A 15,911-nucleotide genomic window follows, 5' to 3' on the forward strand; every position below is an offset into this window, starting at 1 on the left:
AATTGGACGTCTGCCTCAGAGCCAAGTCAACAGACGCCGTGCTGTCATAATTTCACCCTTCACGTTAAGGGAAAAAGATGTCTTGCCCGCCTGCTGAATTAAAGAAGAAAAGCGATGAACTGCTCTTTAAGTGGTGGACCTATCTCAAGTCACCCGACTTCGAGCCGTTCGTCGAGTTTTCGGTGTGCTTGTCGAGTTTTTCCGATTTTTTGCAGAATCAGGGCTTGTCGGGTCTGCATCAGCTGGCGCACCAGCTGGAACAGCAGGCGCTGACCCTGTTTGATGAAGCAGACCAGCACCAGATGTCGGTCGATACCCTGAATGATTTGTGCAGCCAGATTGAGTCGCTGGGCGCCCGCGTGACGCGCTTCATCGACAGCAACACCCGCCCCATGACGCAACGGCGCGAAGCGCACGCAACCGAGACTGCCTGCGTCCTCAATCCGACGCATCGCATCTGGTTTATCAGCAACAGTGCCAGTTCCTGGCAGGCCCTGATGTCACAACTGGCCTACTTCGGTATCCAGGCTGAAATTCATCCCTGGCAAGGCGTTCCCTCTGACGCTGAAGAACCCCGCATTTTGCTGCTTGATACTCAGGACATGGCGCTGGCAACCGCGTGCGAGCATATCCAGTCCTTGCGTACCCGTTTTTCAGCCAGCAAGCTCTTGGTGTCCTCGCAGCAGGTTGACTTCAACAGCTTCAAAGTCATGCTTCGCGCGGGTTGTGACTTCTGCCTTGCCGTGGACACGCCGCAATCGGCCATCCTGGCCCGGATCATGGAGTTGTGCGGCAATGAAGAAGAGGCGCCGTACCGTGTGTTGGTGGTGGAGGACTCCCTGACGGCCAGCAAGTCAATCCAGCGCACGCTCAAACAAAGCGGCATTGAGTCCTTCGCCGTGGCCAATCCGGCCGACGTGCTCAATGGACTGCGCCAATTCGAGCCGGACCTGATCTTGATGGACATGTACATGCCGGACTGTACCGGCGTGGAGGCCACCCGGGTCATTCGCCAGCATGCCGAGTTCCTGTCGACACCGGTGGTTTATCTGTCTGGCGACGGCGACATGGCGCTGCAGGTGGACGCATTGCGCCTGGGCGGCGATCACTTCCTGACCAAGCCCTTTAACCCCGTCTTCCTCAATGCGGTGGTCAAGAGCAAGATTGAACGTTACCGGGCGCTGCGCCGCTCGATGCAAAACGACGGCCTGACCGGATTGTTCAACCACCGCACGATCAAGGAAAAGTTAAACGCGACCCTTGACGAGGCCGCCACCAGTGGCAAACAGTTCACTGTCGCCATGATTGACATTGACGAATTCAAGAACATCAATGACCGCTTTGGTCACCCAAATGGGGACCAGGTGATCCGCAGCCTGGCCTGGCTGCTCAAACAACGTCTGCGCAAGACGGATCTTGTGGGTCGCTATGGTGGCGAGGAGTTCTTGGTCGTCTTGCCGGGCTCCGATTCCAATCAGGCGTTCGACATTCTGGACCGCATCCGGGTTGATTTCAGCCGCATCCGATACCCCTTCAGGGCGCATTGGTTTGAGTCCACCTTTTCGGCCGGTGTGTCCCATTTTCCAGGCACAAGCAACGCCGAGGCACTGATCAAGGAGGCCGACGAAATGCTCTATGACGCCAAACTTGGCGGGCGCAACCGCGTACTCACGGTCCGCTAGATCCCAACCTGGCCCGGTTGCGTGTCGGCTGCCAGCGGCGTGGCGAGCACTTTGTCAATGCGCTTGCCATCGAGGTCCATCACTTCAAATTGCCAGTCGGCGCACGCAATTCGCTCACCCACTGACGGCAGGTGGCCCGACACCGACATCAGCAGGCCCGCGACCGTGTTGTAACGGCCACGGTCTTCTTCCGGCAGGTCATCAATCGCCAGACGGACCTTGAGTTCGCCCACGGGCATCAGGCCATCGAGCAGCCAGGAACCATCGTCGCGCCGCGTGGCCCAGGCATCAATCTGCGCGCCCGGCTGCAACTCCCCGGTGATAGCCTCCAAGAGATCACGGGGCGTCAGCAAGCCCTGCACTACGCCATACTCGTCCACCACCAACACAAAGCGTCCCGCTTTGGCGCGGAACTGCTCCAGCAACTCCATGCCGCTGAGCGTCTCGGGCACAAAAGTGGCGGGTGTCACGTAGGCCTCCAGTGTGCCTGGCGCATCCGGGCCCAGTTGCAGCAAGCGCGCCACACTGATCTTGCCCACCACGTCATCGAGTGAGCCGCGGCACACCGGATACCAGGAGTGCGCCCCGCGCTCGCCACCCGAGCCGGCCCGCTTCAGGCTGTCGGCCACCGTGCTGGAGGCATCGAGCCATTCCACATCCGTGCGAGGCACCATCAGCGACGTCAGCGGCCGGTCGTCAAGCCGAAACACGTTTTGCACCATTTGGTGCTCATGCTGTTCGATCACGCCTGCGTCAACGCCTTCTTCAAGACTGGCAGTGATTTCTTCTTCGGTCACGGCACGCGCGCCGGTGGTGTCGATGCGCAACAATTTGAGCACCGCGGCAGTGGTGGCCGAGAGCAAGCTCACAAAGGGCCCGGCGGCGGCGGCCAGCCACATCATGGGCCGCGCCACCCAGCGCGCGACGATTTCCGGGTACAACTGGCCAATGCGCTTGGGTACCAACTCGCCAAAAATGATGGTGATAAAAGTGATCAAGGTGACCACAATCGCCGTGGCGGAAATGGCGGCGGCTTTGTCCGCCACCCCCCAACCATGCAGCCAAGCGGCCACACCGGCGCTGAACGCCGCCTCACCCACGATGCCGTTGAGTACGCCAATCGACGTGATGCCAACTTGCACGGTGGACAAGAAATGATTCGGATTTTCCATCAGCGACAGCGCGGCGTCTGCACCTTTGTCCCCCGCTTCGGCCATGGCGTTGAGCCGCGCTTTGCGGCTGGCGGCCAAGGCCAGCTCTGACATGGCAAACACGCCATTGAGCAGGATCAGAAAGGCAATTAGCAGGATTTCCATGAATCACAGGCGAGAATAAACACCATGGCACTTTACTTGATTGGCGACGTGCAGGGCTGCAACAGCGCCCTGCAGCGCTTGCTGGACAAAATATCTTTTTCTCCGAGTCGCGACACCCTCTTCCTGCTGGGCGATCTGGTGAACCGCGGGCCGGACTCGGCCGGTGTGCTGCGCCGTCTGATGGGCTATGGCGCTTGCGCGCAATGTCTGCTGGGTAACCATGACCTGCACTTGCTGGCCGTTGCACACGGTGCGCGCCAGCCGAACCGCAAAGACACGCTCCAGGACATTTTGGACGCGCCCGACCGGCAGGCGATGCTGGACTGGCTCAGGTGGCAGCGCATGGCGATGCTGGAACAGGTCGCCGGGCATGAAATCCTCATGGTGCACGCCGGTGTTTTGCCAAGCTGGTCCGCGACCCAAACCATGGCCCTGGCGAAGGAGGTGGAGTCGGTGCTGCGCAGCGACTCGCTGGGCGAATTTTTGCAGCAAATGTATGGCAACCAACCCGATCATTGGGATGAGGCGTTGAGCGGAACGAATCGCTTGCGCGTGATCGTCAACGCGCTCACGCGCATGCGTTTTTGCACGCCGACGGGTCATATGGACTATGAAGTCACCGGCGGGATTGATGCGGCGCCGCCCGGTTATCTGCCATGGTTTGAGGTGCCAGAACGCCAGACCTCGGGTGTGATGGTGGCATTTGGTCACTGGTCCACCTTGGGTTGGCTGGGACGCCCTGATGTGCTCTCGCTCGATACGGGCTGCGTCTGGGGCGGTGCCTTAAGCGCACTGCACTTAGAGAGCGTCAATGGGCAACTGCAACAGGAGTTGATTCAGGTGAAGTGCGAGCAGGCCCAGAAGCCCGGCTAACGGACCGACACCGACAGAAATTAAGTCGACTTGAACAGCGCTGCCACCCGCCGCTTGGGCTTGATGTTGGCAGACACGGTGCGCGCGCCCTGCCGGCCTGCAGCGGCTTCCCAGGAGGGCGCCTCTGCGGCTGCAGCCACCGCCGGTTCATAGGGCTTGTCAAAAAACGGATCGCGCGGCGCTGACACCGGTCGGGAAAAGTCGCGCCGGGGTGCGCGCTCAGGCCGGGCAAATTGACCTTCATGGGCCACATCGCGCAGGTTGCCGGCCCGATGGGTGCCATGACGGGAGTCGTTTTGCGCCCCTTCGGCATACATGCGGTGGCCGTCGTTGATGCGACCCTGCTTGCGGATGTCGGGCAGGTTTTCGTCAAATTCGATGGCTTCGAGTTCAATCTTGGTATTGAGCAGCTTCTCAATGTCCGCCACCAAGCGAAGATCGCTCTTGGCCACAAAACTGACGGCCAGGCCAGCCGCGCCGGCACGCCCGGTGCGACCAATGCGGTGCACGTAATCTTCGGCATTGAAGGGGACGTCAAAGTTGAATACCGCCGGCACGTCCTTGATGTCCAAACCGCGCGCGGCCACATCGGTGCACACCAGCAAATCGACTTCGCCGCTTTTGAAGGCTTCGAGGGCCTTCAAGCGCTCATCCTGGCTCTTGTCGCCATGCAGGGCGGTGGTCTTGAGGCCTTCATGTTCGAGGGATCGGGCCAGGCGCGCGCAACCGAGTTTGCTGTTGACGAAAACAAAGGCCTGCTTCATGCCGCGTGACTTCAGAATCTGGTGCAGGGCGTGACGCTTGTCGTCCGCATCGACGCTGTAGAAATGCTGCTCCACGGTGGAGGCTGCGGCGTTGGAACGCGCCACTTCAATCGTCACGGGGTCTTGCAGATAGCTGCTGGCCAGACGTTTGATCTCCGATGAAAACGTGGCCGAGAACAGCAGCGTGGTGCGCTGCTTGGGCAGGTAGCTCAGGATGCGCTGTAGGTCGGGCAAGAAACCGATGTCGAGCATGCGGTCGGCCTCATCGAGCACCACATATTCAACCTGGTTCAGCACACAATTCTTGGCTTCAATGTGGTCCAGTAGCCGCCCCGGTGTGGCCACCAATATTTCCACGCCCTTTTTGAGCTCGAGCGTCTGGGGCTTCATGTCCATGCCGCCAAACACCACGGCACTGCGCAAGTTGGTATGAACCGCGTAGTCTTTAATGGCTTGCGCCACTTGGTCGGCCAACTCACGCGTGGGCAGCAGCACCAGGGCGCGCACCGGATGGCGCGCCGGTGAGGTCGATGTGTTTTCGTGCTTGAGCATGCGCTGCAGCAAAGGCAGGGCAAAAGCGGCTGTCTTGCCGGTGCCGGTCTGGGCAGCGCCCATCACGTCACGGCCCTGCAGCACCACCGGAATGGCTTGCGCCTGAATCGGTGTCATGGACTCGTAGCCCATGTCGGCGACGGCACGGGCCAGCGGGGCCGCCAATTGCAGCTGCGCAAAAGCCATGGGAAGGGTATCGGGGGTCAGTTCAGTCATCAAATCGGTCATTCATAGCCAAGGTTAAGTGCTATCTATCCGATAGCTGATGAGGTCTCCCACGCTGGGAGACAAACCGCCATTATCGTCTATACGGAAAAATGCGGCAGTGCAGGCGCCAGAGATGACACTTTGAGACGCCGCTAAAATGCGCTCGAAAGGTTTATGTTCATGAAAATTTTTTATCGCCCCTTCTACGAGTCCGAAGCCACGCAGTTCATCGATCAGATCAAGGCCAAAAACCCTGAGTTGGCCGTGAAGCAGCGTCAGGGGCTGAAGCTGCTGTGGGACAAAGCCGTGGACTGGAGCGCCTGGCGCGAGTACCGGGCCGCACAGGTCAAACAAAATCCCTACGTGTACCAGACGCACACTGATTAAGAGTCAAATTGGCCTCTAGCCCCCTTGAACAGGGCGCTTATAGCTATATTTTAGATAGCAAAATGACTGCCTGGCATGGTTAACAGCGCCGAGCTGCTGGCCCAATTCAAGCCCGACTCATCCGGCATGCCCGACGTGGTGGACCACGTCGCGGTCGCCCGCTTGTATGGTGAGCCGCTGTTTGCCATGCCTCGCGATTTGTACATTCCACCGGATGCGCTGGAAGTCTTTCTGGAGGCCTTTGAAGGGCCGCTGGACTTGCTCTTGTACCTGATCCGCAAGCAAAACTTCAATATTCTTGACATCCCGATGGCGGGCATGACGCGCCAATACTTGGTGTATGTCGAAGAAATTCGCGGCCGCAACCTGGAGCTCGCCGGCGAATACCTGTTGATGGCGGCCATGCTGATTGAAATCAAATCTCGCATGCTGCTGCCGCCCAAGAAAGTGGCAGAGGGGCAAGAAGCCGAAGACCCCCGTGCCGAACTGGTGCGCCGCCTGTTGGAGTACGAACGCATGAAGCTGGCCGCCGCTCGGCTCAATGCCGTGCCGCAGTTTGGCCGCGACTTCCTGCAGGCGCAGGTGTTCATTGAGCAGTCGCTGCAACCGCGTTTTCCAGATGTGAGCGTGGTCGAACTGCAGGAAGCCTGGAGCGCGATCTTGAAGCGCGCCAAGCTGGTGCAGCACCATAAAATTACGCGTGAAGAATTGTCCGTGCGCGAGCACATGAGTCTGGTGCTCAAGAAATTGCAGGGGCGCCGCTTTGTCGAATTTGAAGACTTGTTCGACCCGGCCAGCGGCGCACCAGCGCTGGTGGTCACCTTTATCGCCATGCTTGAACTGGCCAAGGAAACCCTGATCGAAATCACCCAGGCCGAAGTATTTGCCCCCATCTACGTCCGTCTGGCCTATTCACTTAACTGAATCCCCGCATGAATGCCAAAAATATGACTCCCCCCTCCACGCTTCATTTTGACGTGCTGATTGTCGGCAGCGGCCTGGCCGGACTGAATGCCGCCTTGCTGTTGGCGCCGACCCGGCGCGTGGCCGTGATTACCAAGCGCGCCATGAATGACGGCTCCAGCCAGTGGGCCCAGGGTGGCATTGCCGCGGTCTGGAACAAGGACGATACTTTTCAAGCCCACATCGACGACACCCTGGTCGCGGGCGCCGGCTTGTGTGATCTGGCCGCCACCCGTTTCGTGGTGGAAAACGCACCCAAGGCCATCGCCTGGCTGCAGACCATGGGCGTCCCTTTTTCGGAAGAAAACGGCGAGTTGCACCTGACCCGTGAAGGCGGTCACAGCGCCCGGCGCATCGTGCACGTGACGGACGCCACTGGCGCGGCTGTGCAAAACACCCTGATTGAGCGCGTGCGCCAGATCCCCAGCATCACGCTGTTTGAGAACCACACCCTGGTGGACTTGATCACCAGCGCCAAGCTCGACCCGCTGGGCAACCACCAGGCCGGTGCCAATCGGTGCCTGGGGCTTTATGCGCTCGACGACGTCACGGATGAAGTGATCACCTTCGAGGCGCCGCACACCATTTTGGCCACCGGCGGCGCCGGCAAGGTTTATCTGTACACCACCAACCCCGACACCGCCACCGGCGACGGCATTGCCGCTGCCTGGCGTGCGGGCTGCCGCGTGCAGAACATGGAATTCATTCAGTTTCACCCGACCTGCCTGTTCCATCCGCATGCCAAGTCGTTCCTGATCAGCGAAGCGGTGCGCGGTGAAGGCGGGCGTTTGCTGCTGCCCGATGGCACGCGCTTCATGCCGCAGCACGATGCCCGCGCTGAACTGGCACCGCGGGACGTGGTGGCCCGCGCTATCGATTTCGAGATGAAAAAGGGCGGTCTGGACTGCGTTTACCTGGACATTTCACACCAGCCGCTGGCCTTCCTCATGGAGCATTTTCCAAACATCTACGCCCGCTGCCTCGAGCTGGGCATTGACATTTCCAAACAGCCCATTCCCGTGGTTCCGGCCGCCCACTACACCTGTGGTGGCGTGATGGCCGATCTGGACGGCCGCGCCGACGTGGGTGGCCTGTACGCCATCGGCGAAGCCGCCTGCAGCGGCCTGCACGGGGCCAACCGGCTGGCCAGCAACTCGCTGGTGGAATGCATGGTGTTCGCGCGTGCTGCCACGCAAGTCATCGTTCAGACCCCGGTGGCAGAGCCGCGGCCACTGCCCGCCTGGGATGACAGCCGCGTGGGTGACCCGGACGAAGCCGTGGTGATCTCGCACAACTGGGACGAACTGCGCCGCTTCATGTGGGACTACGTCGGCATTGTGCGCACCAACAAGCGCCTGGAACGCGCCGCCCACCGCATCGCGCTGCTCAAGGGCGAAATTCATGAGTTCTACGCCGCCTTCCACGTCACCCGTGACCTGCTGGAGTTGCGCAACCTGGTGCAGGTGGCGGACCTGATCGTCCGTTCAGCCCAATCCCGCCACGAAAGCCGCGGCTTGCACTTCAGTCGTGATTACCCGCAAACCGACGCCAATGCCAAACCGACCACGCTGGTGCCTTGAGGCACCCCGACCCTGCCAACCAAGAGACCCCCATGCTGCGTACCCTGCTTAAATCCAAGATCCACCGCGTCACGGTCACCGACTGCGAACTGCACTACGAAGGCTCCTGCGCCATCGACGAGGACCTGCTCGATGCCGCCAATCTGGTCGAGAACGAACAGGTTCACATCTGGAACATCAACAACGGTGAGCGCTTTGTCACCTACGCCATCCGCGGTGAGCGCGGCACCGGCATCATCTCGGTCAACGGCTCTGCGGCCCGCCGCGCCGCCGTGGGCGACCTGATCATCATTGCCGCCTTTGCCCAGGTGCCCGAGGCACAGCTTGCCGGATTCAAGCCGCAACTGGTGTTTGTCGACGCCAACAACCGCCTGCAGCACCAACGCTCGCACATCCCGGTGCAGGCTGCCGCCCACCCGTAAGAAGGAAGACCCTCATGAACGCGAGCGTTGAGTCCCCCAGCGCCACACCGTACGGCACGCTGCCACCGACCGCTGCAACATCGGCGCGCAAACCGATCAGCCTGCCGCGCCTGTTGGAAATGCACGCGCGCGGCGAGAAGCTCACCATGCTCACCGCCTACGACGCCACCTTTGCCGCAGTGGCCGACGCCGCCGGCGTGGAGTGCATCCTGGTCGGCGATTCGCTCGGCATGGTGTGCCAGGGCCTGTCCAGCACCATGGGCGTGTCTCTGCAGACCATGTGCTACCACATTGAAAGCGTGGCGCGTGGCCTGCGCCGCACCCAAGCCACGGCTTGGCTGATTGGCGATATGCCCTACGGCAGCTACCACGAATCGCGCGAGCAAGCCCTGCGCAGCGCTGCCACCCTGATGCAGGCTGGCTCGCACATGGTCAAGTTGGAGGGCGGGGGCTGGACCGCTGATACCGTGCGCTTCTTGGTTGAACGCGGCATCCCGGTGTGCGCTCATCTGGGCCTTACACCGCAAACCGTGCATGCGCTGGGCGGCTACCGGGTGCAGGGCAGGACGCAGGAGTCTGCCGCCCTCCTGAAGCGCCAGTCCCATGAGCTGCAAGATGCGGGGGCCACCCTGCTGGTGCTGGAAATGGTACCCGCCGCACTGGCCGCTGAGCTCACCCAGGAACTCCAGTCCTGCGCCACCATCGGCATCGGCGCGGGCAACGGCACCGCGGGTCAGGTGCTGGTGCTGCACGACATGCTGGGCATCAACCTGGGCAAGATGCCGAAGTTTGTCCGCAACTTCATGACCGGTGCGCCGGGTGTCAAGGAAGCCATGCAAGCGTATGTGGCGGCCGTGAAAAACGGCAGCTTCCCCGACAACGCGCTACACGCCTGGTAACTTTCAATCATCAGTTGGAGACAGAGCAAATTTCACTTCATGTAAATCTTGGTCTGTCCCACAAAATATCATGCTTATCGTCAACACCATCGCCGAACTGCGCCAGCACCTGAGCGCCTACAAGCACCCCGCCTTTGTGCCCACCATGGGCAACCTGCACGAGGGGCACCTGGCGCTGGTGCGGCAAGCCAAGCCGCTGGGCGACGTGCTGGTCGTCAGTATTTTTGTCAATCGACTGCAGTTTTTGCCCCACGAAGACTTTGACACCTACCCGCGCACCTGGGAGGCCGACTGCAGCAAACTGCAGGATGCCGGTTGCGATGTGCTCTTTGCACCGAGTGAGCAAGAGCTGTACCCCGAGCCGCAAACCTTTCTCGTCCAACCACCGGCCGAGTTGGCCGACATTCTGGAAGGCCATTTCAGGCCGGGTTTTTTTGTCGGTGTCTGCACCGTGGTGATGAAGTTGTTCGCCTGCGTACAGCCCCGCGTGGCCGTGTTTGGCCAAAAGGACTACCAGCAATTGATGATGATCCGGCGCATGGTGCGCCAGTTTTCCCTGCCCATCGCGGTGCTGGGCGGCGCCACCCTGCGCGCGCCAGACGGCCTGGCCCTGTCATCACGCAACAACTACCTCAGCCCCGTCGATCGCGCAGAAGCCGTGCAGCTGTCACAGTCACTCAACACGATGGCCCAAGCCCTGCGCGCTGGCGCCCTGGACATTGCCGCGCTGGAACAGCGAGCCATGGCCGACTTGACCGCACGTGGCTGGCAACCCGACTACCTGGTCGTGCGGCGTCGCGCTGATTTACAGGTACCCAGGGCGGACGAAGTGACGCCATTGGCGCAAAACGAAGACTTGGTGCTGCTGGGCGCTGCGCGGATTGGCAACACCCGTCTGATTGACAACCTTGAAGTTTGAGGGATCAGCGCGATAGCACGAAAGCCCAATATCAACAACTACTGACGTTATTGATTCTGGTTTTTCCAGGGGTCGGCGAGCCATCGCCGGGGATGTCAACGGTGACGGTCTGAACGACCTGGTCGTGCTCGGTCATGACAACCGGGTGCTGGTGCTGTTGCAGTCGGCCACGGCACACGGCAGTTTCCTGGCACCGTACTTCTTGAACTGACGGCGCCAGCGCCTCACCTTGGTGTTGACGGCTAAGGCAGTGGCGTCAACTTGGCCACGCTCAGTGCCAGCCACTTGACGCCATGGCGCGGGAAGTTGATTTGCGCCCGGGCGTCATCGCCAACGCCTTCCAGGAGTTGGACCGTGCCCTCGCCAAATTTGGCGTGAAAAACCTTCATGTTGACGCGCAAGCCATGCGCTGGCGTTGCCTTCTGGATCGGCACCGGGGCAGCCGAGAATTTGGAATAATTTATATCAAATTGACCTCTAGCCCCCGTGTATTCTGCATGAGTAGCTCCAGAATATGTAGCACCATGGGTGCCAAAGCCTTGATTCTTCGGCGTGATCCATTTCAATGCCGCTTCCGGCAACTCGTCAAAAAACCGGCTTTTCGGGTTGTAGCGCGTCTGCCCATGCAGCATGCGGGTTTGGGAATGACTCAGGTACAGCCGCTTGCGCGCGCGGGTAATTGCGACATACATCAGGCGCCGCTCCTCCTCCAGACCTTCGCGGTCGCTCATGGAGTTCTCGTGCGGGAACAGGCCCTCTTCAATGCCGGTGATGAAGACACAGTCAAATTCCAGACCCTTGCTGGAATGCACCGTCATGAGCTGAATGGCGTCCTGCCCTGCCTGCGCCTGGTTGTCACCCGCTTCCAGCGCCGCGTGCGACAGGAACGCCGCCAGCGGCGACAGCGTCTCACCGGTCTCAAGATCGGGCGCGGGCTCGTCCAGCACGGGCTGATTCAGGTCCAAGCCCTGTGAAGCGGGCGATTGGGTCAAGGCCTGGCCCTGATCGTCCACGGACATCTCCGCCGCATCACGGCCAAAGTTTTCCAGCGAGACAAAGCTCTCGGCCGCGTTAACCAGTTCTTCCAGATTCTCCACCCGGTCCGCGCCTTCGCGGTCGGCCCTGTAATGCGCAATCAGCCCGCTGTGGTCCAACACCTGCTGGACGATCTCGCTCAACTTCAGACCCAGGGTCTGCTCACGCAACACGTCAATGCCCGCCATGAAAGCGCCAATGTTGGTGCCAGCCTTGCCGCCCAGGCCACTCACCGCGTCACTGAGCGAGCAGCCGCTCGCGCGCGCCAGATCCTGCAACTGCTCCAGGCTGCGCAGGCCGATGCCGCGCGGCGGAAAGTTCACCGCGCGCAAGAAACTGGTGTCGTCGCGCGGGTTCTCCAGCAGGCGCAGGTAAGCCAGCGCATTCTTGATTTCAGCGCGCTCAAAAAAGCGCAAGCCGCCATACACCTTGTACGGCATGCCCGCGTTGAACAAGGCGGTCTCAATCACCCGGCTTTGCGCATTGCTGCGGTACAACACGGCAATCTCATTGCGCTCCATGCCCTCACGCACCAATTGCTTCATCTCGTCCACCATCCACTGCGCCTCGGCGAAGTCGCTGGTGGCTTCAAACACGCGCACCGGCTCGCCGGGGCCTTGGCTCGTGCGCAGGTTCTTGCCCAGCCGTTTGGTGTTGTAACTGATGAGCTCGTTGGCCGAGTCCAGGATATTGCTGCCGCTGCGGTAGTTTTCTTCCAGCTTGATCTGGTGTTTCACCTTGAACTCGCGCACGAAGTCGGCCATGTTGCCCACGCGCGCGCCGCGAAAGGCGTAGATGCTCTGGTCGTCATCACCCACCGCCAGCACGCAGCCGCTCGGGTTGAATGCATCGTCGGCAGCGCCGTGCGCGCCCGTGCCCGCCAGCATCTTGATCCACGCATACTGCAGCTTGTTGGTGTCCTGAAACTCGTCGATCAGGATGTGGCGAAAGCGGCGCTGGTAGTGTTCTCGAATCGGGTCGTTGTCGCGCAAGACTTCATAGCTGCGCAGCATCAGTTCGCCAAAATCAACCACGCCTTCGCGCTGGCACTGGTCTTCATACAACTGGTAGATCTCAACCTTCTTGCGCGTTTCCTCGTCGCGCACTTCCACCATGTTCGGGCGCAGGCCCTCCTCTTTGCAGCCGCCAATGAACCACTGCATCTGCTTGGCCGGATAGCGCTCGTCGTCAATCGTGAACTGCTTGTATAGGCGCTTGATGCTGGAGAGTTGATCTTGCGTGTCGAGTATCTGAAAGCTCTGCGGCAAGTTCGCCAGCTTGTAATGGGCGCGCAGAAAACGATTGCACAGGCCATGGAAGGTACCAATCCACATGCCGCGCACATTGACCGGCAGCATCGCTGTCAGGCGCGTCATTAGCTCCTTGGCCGCCTTGTTGGTGAAAGTCACGGCCAACACGCCGCCAGGCGACACCTGCCCGGTCTGCAGCAGCCAGGCAATGCGCGTGGTCAGCACCCGGGTCTTGCCGGAGCCCGCGCCGGCCAGAATCAAGGCATGCTCGGCCGGCAGCGTCACCGCCGCACGCTGCTCGGGGTTAAGGTGCTGCAGCAGTTGAGCATCCGGTGGGCTTTGTTGTGTAATTGCAGAAGACATGGCCCGATTGTAGAAAGCGAACCAATGACCCCACACGCCCTGCCCCGCCGCGCCTGGACCTGGTTTCTGGCCGCGCTCCTGCTGACGCACCCCTTGGTACACAGCCAGACGGTGTGCAGCAGCGACGATCAAGCCACCCCCTTGTCGCTGTTTGAGCGCTTCATCAACGCGGATTGCGCGTCCTGCTGGAGCGACGCCACCACCCCGCTGGCGCCGCCCGGCGCGCTGGCCCTGGACTGGATCGTGCCTGGCAGCCAGGGCGAAGAGGCCGCGCTGGCAGCCGCCGCCAGCCGCGACGCGCTGCTGCGGCTGAGTGCGCGCCAACGTGATCGCCCAGCAACCCAGCGCAGCGAAGAAATCAAGGTGCACGGATGGTCTGGTGCGATTCTGCGGGTGGCCAATGGGCCGGCGCTGGGCGGCTATGTCGGCGCCTCCATTGCTTTGAGCTTGCCACTCAATCAAGCGCCCGACACCCCACTGCAAGCCTGGCTGGTGCTGGTAGAAACACTGCCAGCCGGTTTCGAGGGTTCGCCGGTACCACGAAATCTGGTCAGAAACGTGCTCCAGCCCACGTGGAATATGCGTGATGAGCTATCTAATTCAGAGCATTTGAGATTCAAAGAAATCCGGCCAATGAACATTCCCGAGGGGGCCACACCCGCGCGCTTGCGGGTGGTCGGTTGGGTACAGGATGCGGCTGGCCGGGTGGCCATCGCGGCCGAGTCAATCTGCCCGAGCGAACCAGCCGAGTAACCAGGCCGCGCAACTGCCGTAGAATCAGGCACCGGGCCCAAGCAATTGCGGCCCGGTTTTTTGTTTCTGCCCTGTCAACCAGTGCACGCCTACAAAACCCGGGTCCAGTCCAAGCGCCCAAATTTTGTCAATCCGACACAGGAGCTTGGGACCATGGAAATTTTTGACTACGACAACATTCTCTTATTGCCACGCAAATGCCGCGTGGAAAGCCGCTCAGAATGCGACGCTAGCGTCGAACTGGGTAAACACCGCTTTCGCATCCCGGTGGTTCCCGCCAACATGAAGACGGTGGTCGATGAATCCATTTGCGTCTGGCTGGCGCAAAACGGCTACTTTTATGTGATGCACCGCTTTGATCTGGACAATGTGCAGTTCGTCAAAGACATGAAGGCACGCGGTCTGTATGCCTCGATCTCATTGGGCGTCAAAAAGCCGGACTACGACACCGTGGACCAGTTGCTGGCACTGGGCTTGGTGCCCGACTACATCACGATCGACATCGCCCACGGCCACGCCGACAGCGTGAAGAACATGATTGGCTACCTCAAAGAGAAAATGCCCGCCGTGTTCATCATCGCCGGCAACGTGGCCACGCCGGAGGCCGTGATTGACCTGGAAAATTGGGGGGCCGACGCCACCAAGGTCGGCATCGGGCCGGGCAAGGTCTGCATCACCAAACTCAAGACCGGCTTTGGCACGGGGGGCTGGCAACTCAGCGCGGTGAAATGGTGCGCCCGCGTGGCGACCAAGCCCATCATCGCCGACGGCGGCATCCGCGAGCACGGCGACATTGCCAAATCGATCCGCTTTGGTGCCACCATGGTCATGATTGGTTCGATGCTGGCAGGCCACGAAGAGAGCCCGGGCAAGACCGTCGAAGTGGACGGCAAGCTGTACAAGGAATATTACGGCTCCGCCAGCGACTTCAACAAGGGTGAATACAAACACGTCGAAGGCAAGCGCATCCTGGAGCCCGTCAAAGGCAAACTCGCCGATACGCTGATTGAGATGGAGCAGGACGTGCAAAGCTCCATCAGCTACTCGGGCGGAAAAAAGCTGATGGACATTCGCAAGGTCAACTACGTGACGCTCGGTGGCGACAACGCGGGCGAGCATTTGCTGATGTAGGCGATGGCGGTCGTCCTGTGACTTGGCGGTCCTGTCCCCGCTTGAACGGGCGTCGGCGCAGGGTGGATCGGTATTTTTCCCCCATGAGCGCAGGTCGATACCGCTCAAAGACTTGCGCAATGTGCTGGCCACGGCGGGAGAAATTGGCTTCGATGCCACCGTAAGCAAAATGATTGAACGGCTTTGCAACGACGGCATCGAACACGATCTGGGCGACCTGGATCAATCCGCTTTGATCGTTGAACTGACCAGTCGCCATGGGATGAGCGGCATCAAAGACCTGCTATGATCTCGGCCTGTCCAACAGGAAGGACGTGGTCAGGAAAGCCCTGCGCTGACGGCGCAAAAGACAGCGGGTTTTGACCCGTTTTTCCTCGGCCACACCACAGTTTCAATACCGTGGGAACTTAGCTCAGCTGGTAGAGCAGCGGACTCTTAATCCGTAGGTCGAGAGTTCGAATCTCTCAGTTCCCACCAAATCTCCCTGATAAAAGAAGCACTTGGGCAAAACGCCTAAGTGCTTCTTTTGCTTTCCCAATACAAATCTAGGCATTAGGTGCAACCTCGGCACAGTGCTCAGGCCAAACACTGTACCGATGCCCACCTTGGTTAAGACGGTACTCATCGTTACACCTCGAACTGCGGCATAGCGCGCCGCATGAACTCATCAAACAAGGGCACCGTAAAAGCCATATCGCCGTGGGATGGGCTGTACACCATGCCCGAATGGCACTTACATAAGCGGCATGACGTCGAGGTCACGAGCGTAAGCACTTGAATTTGAATACAAAAAGAGGTGACTGACCCGTGGATTG

14 protein-coding genes, 1 tRNA gene and 1 pseudogene are annotated in these 15,911 nt (G+C 60.3%); 12 read left to right on the forward strand and 4 right to left on the reverse strand.

Annotated elements, in window-relative coordinates; genetic code table 11:
• The first annotated feature begins 77 nt into the window (after positions 1-77).
• Positions 78-1,682 (forward strand): diguanylate cyclase, encoded by a 1,605-nt coding sequence (locus GZ093_RS10320; protein ID WP_296485588.1) that lies wholly within the window; start codon positions 78-80, stop codon positions 1,680-1,682.
• Here GZ093_RS10320 and GZ093_RS10325 read toward each other — a convergent pair.
• Entirely contained in the window at positions 1,679-2,998 is a 1,320-nt protein-coding gene (locus GZ093_RS10325; RefSeq protein ID WP_296485590.1) for a hemolysin family protein, read from the reverse strand. The genes GZ093_RS10320 and GZ093_RS10325 overlap by 4 nt on opposite strands.
• A 24-nt stretch (positions 2,999-3,022) precedes the next feature.
• Here GZ093_RS10325 and GZ093_RS10330 point away from each other — a divergent pair, with 24 nt between their 5' ends.
• Entirely contained in the window at positions 3,023-3,871 is an 849-nt protein-coding gene (locus GZ093_RS10330; protein WP_296485592.1) for a symmetrical bis(5'-nucleosyl)-tetraphosphatase, read from the forward strand.
• A gap of 20 nt (positions 3,872-3,891) precedes the next feature.
• Here the strand turns inward: GZ093_RS10330 and GZ093_RS10335 are convergent, their stop codons facing one another.
• Positions 3,892-5,403: a DEAD/DEAH box helicase gene (locus GZ093_RS10335; protein WP_296485594.1), complete on the reverse strand. Its 1,512-nt coding sequence runs from the start codon at positions 5,401-5,403 to the stop codon at positions 3,892-3,894.
• 171 nt (positions 5,404-5,574) lie between these two features.
• On the opposite strand from GZ093_RS10335, the gene GZ093_RS10340 reads away from it, so the two are divergent.
• From GZ093_RS10340 to panC, 6 genes are all read left to right on the forward strand, one after another.
• Positions 5,575-5,781 carry a DUF3460 family protein gene (locus GZ093_RS10340; protein WP_296485595.1) on the forward strand — a complete coding sequence of 69 codons (207 nt, stop codon included), beginning with the start codon at positions 5,575-5,577 and terminating at the stop codon, positions 5,779-5,781.
• Positions 5,782-5,856: 75 nt separating this feature from the next.
• Positions 5,857-6,705 (forward strand): ScpA family protein, encoded by an 849-nt coding sequence (locus tag GZ093_RS10345; RefSeq protein ID WP_296485597.1) that lies wholly within the window; start codon positions 5,857-5,859, stop codon positions 6,703-6,705.
• 8 nt (positions 6,706-6,713) lie between these two features.
• Positions 6,714-8,324: an L-aspartate oxidase gene (gene nadB, locus GZ093_RS10350; RefSeq protein WP_296485599.1), complete on the forward strand. Its 1,611-nt coding sequence runs from the start codon at positions 6,714-6,716 to the stop codon at positions 8,322-8,324.
• Positions 8,325-8,356: 32 nt separating this feature from the next.
• A complete protein-coding gene (gene panD / locus GZ093_RS10355) occupies positions 8,357-8,746 on the forward strand; it encodes an aspartate 1-decarboxylase (protein ID WP_296485601.1) in 390 nt (129 codons plus the stop codon).
• 14 nt (positions 8,747-8,760) lie between these two features.
• Positions 8,761-9,645 carry a 3-methyl-2-oxobutanoate hydroxymethyltransferase gene (panB, locus tag GZ093_RS10360; protein WP_296485603.1) on the forward strand — a complete coding sequence of 295 codons (885 nt, stop codon included), beginning with the start codon at positions 8,761-8,763 and terminating at the stop codon, positions 9,643-9,645.
• 70 nt (positions 9,646-9,715) lie between these two features.
• Positions 9,716-10,564, forward strand: a complete 849-nt coding sequence (panC, locus tag GZ093_RS10365; protein ID WP_296485605.1) for a pantoate--beta-alanine ligase — start codon at positions 9,716-9,718, stop codon at positions 10,562-10,564.
• Between the two features lie 242 nt (positions 10,565-10,806).
• Here panC and GZ093_RS10370 read toward each other — a convergent pair whose 3' ends face one another.
• Entirely contained in the window at positions 10,807-13,212 is a 2,406-nt protein-coding gene (locus GZ093_RS10370; protein ID WP_296485606.1) for a UvrD-helicase domain-containing protein, read from the reverse strand.
• A 24-nt stretch (positions 13,213-13,236) separates the two neighbouring features.
• On the opposite strand from GZ093_RS10370, the gene GZ093_RS10375 reads away from it, so the two are divergent.
• The 4 genes from GZ093_RS10375 to GZ093_RS10390 all read left to right on the forward strand — a co-directional run bounded on the left by GZ093_RS10375 (position 13,237) and on the right by GZ093_RS10390 (position 15,573).
• The gene (locus GZ093_RS10375; RefSeq protein WP_296485608.1) at positions 13,237-13,965 is read left to right on the forward strand and encodes a hypothetical protein; all 729 of its coding nucleotides are present in this window, start codon (positions 13,237-13,239) and stop codon (positions 13,963-13,965) included.
• 153 nt (positions 13,966-14,118) lie between these two features.
• Entirely contained in the window at positions 14,119-15,096 is a 978-nt protein-coding gene (locus tag GZ093_RS10380) for a GMP reductase (protein WP_296485610.1), read from the forward strand.
• 112 nt (positions 15,097-15,208) lie between these two features.
• A complete protein-coding gene (locus GZ093_RS10385) occupies positions 15,209-15,385 on the forward strand; it encodes a hypothetical protein (RefSeq protein ID WP_296485612.1) in 177 nt (58 codons plus the stop codon).
• 112 nt (positions 15,386-15,497) lie between these two features.
• Positions 15,498-15,573: transfer RNA gene (locus GZ093_RS10390), tRNA-Lys, on the forward strand.
• A gap of 150 nt (positions 15,574-15,723) precedes the next feature.
• Here the strand turns inward: GZ093_RS10390 and GZ093_RS10395 are convergent.
• Positions 15,724-15,911: pseudogene (locus tag GZ093_RS10395) on the reverse strand (hypothetical protein); the annotation flags it as partial.

This window comes from Rhodoferax sp., from assembly GCF_010365055.1.
GTDB lineage: Bacteria > Pseudomonadota > Gammaproteobacteria > Burkholderiales > Burkholderiaceae_C > Rhodoferax.

Coding starts and splice junctions, on each gene's coding strand:
- GZ093_RS10320 (WP_296485588.1), top strand. CDS start 78: ATGTCTTGCCCGCCTGCTGAATTAAAGAAGAAAAGCGATGAACTGCTC.
- GZ093_RS10325 (WP_296485590.1), bottom strand. CDS start 2,998: ATGGAAATCCTGCTAATTGCCTTTCTGATCCTGCTCAATGGCGTGTTT.
- GZ093_RS10330 (WP_296485592.1), top strand. CDS start 3,023: ATGGCACTTTACTTGATTGGCGACGTGCAGGGCTGCAACAGCGCCCTG.
- GZ093_RS10335 (WP_296485594.1), bottom strand. CDS start 5,403: ATGACTGAACTGACCCCCGATACCCTTCCCATGGCTTTTGCGCAGCTG.
- GZ093_RS10340 (WP_296485595.1), top strand. CDS start 5,575: ATGAAAATTTTTTATCGCCCCTTCTACGAGTCCGAAGCCACGCAGTTC.
- GZ093_RS10345 (WP_296485597.1), top strand. CDS start 5,857: ATGGTTAACAGCGCCGAGCTGCTGGCCCAATTCAAGCCCGACTCATCC.
- nadB (WP_296485599.1), top strand. CDS start 6,714: ATGAATGCCAAAAATATGACTCCCCCCTCCACGCTTCATTTTGACGTG.
- panD (WP_296485601.1), top strand. CDS start 8,357: ATGCTGCGTACCCTGCTTAAATCCAAGATCCACCGCGTCACGGTCACC.
- panB (WP_296485603.1), top strand. CDS start 8,761: ATGAACGCGAGCGTTGAGTCCCCCAGCGCCACACCGTACGGCACGCTG.
- panC (WP_296485605.1), top strand. CDS start 9,716: ATGCTTATCGTCAACACCATCGCCGAACTGCGCCAGCACCTGAGCGCC.
- GZ093_RS10370 (WP_296485606.1), bottom strand. CDS start 13,212: ATGTCTTCTGCAATTACACAACAAAGCCCACCGGATGCTCAACTGCTG.
- GZ093_RS10375 (WP_296485608.1), top strand. CDS start 13,237: ATGACCCCACACGCCCTGCCCCGCCGCGCCTGGACCTGGTTTCTGGCC.
- GZ093_RS10380 (WP_296485610.1), top strand. CDS start 14,119: ATGGAAATTTTTGACTACGACAACATTCTCTTATTGCCACGCAAATGC.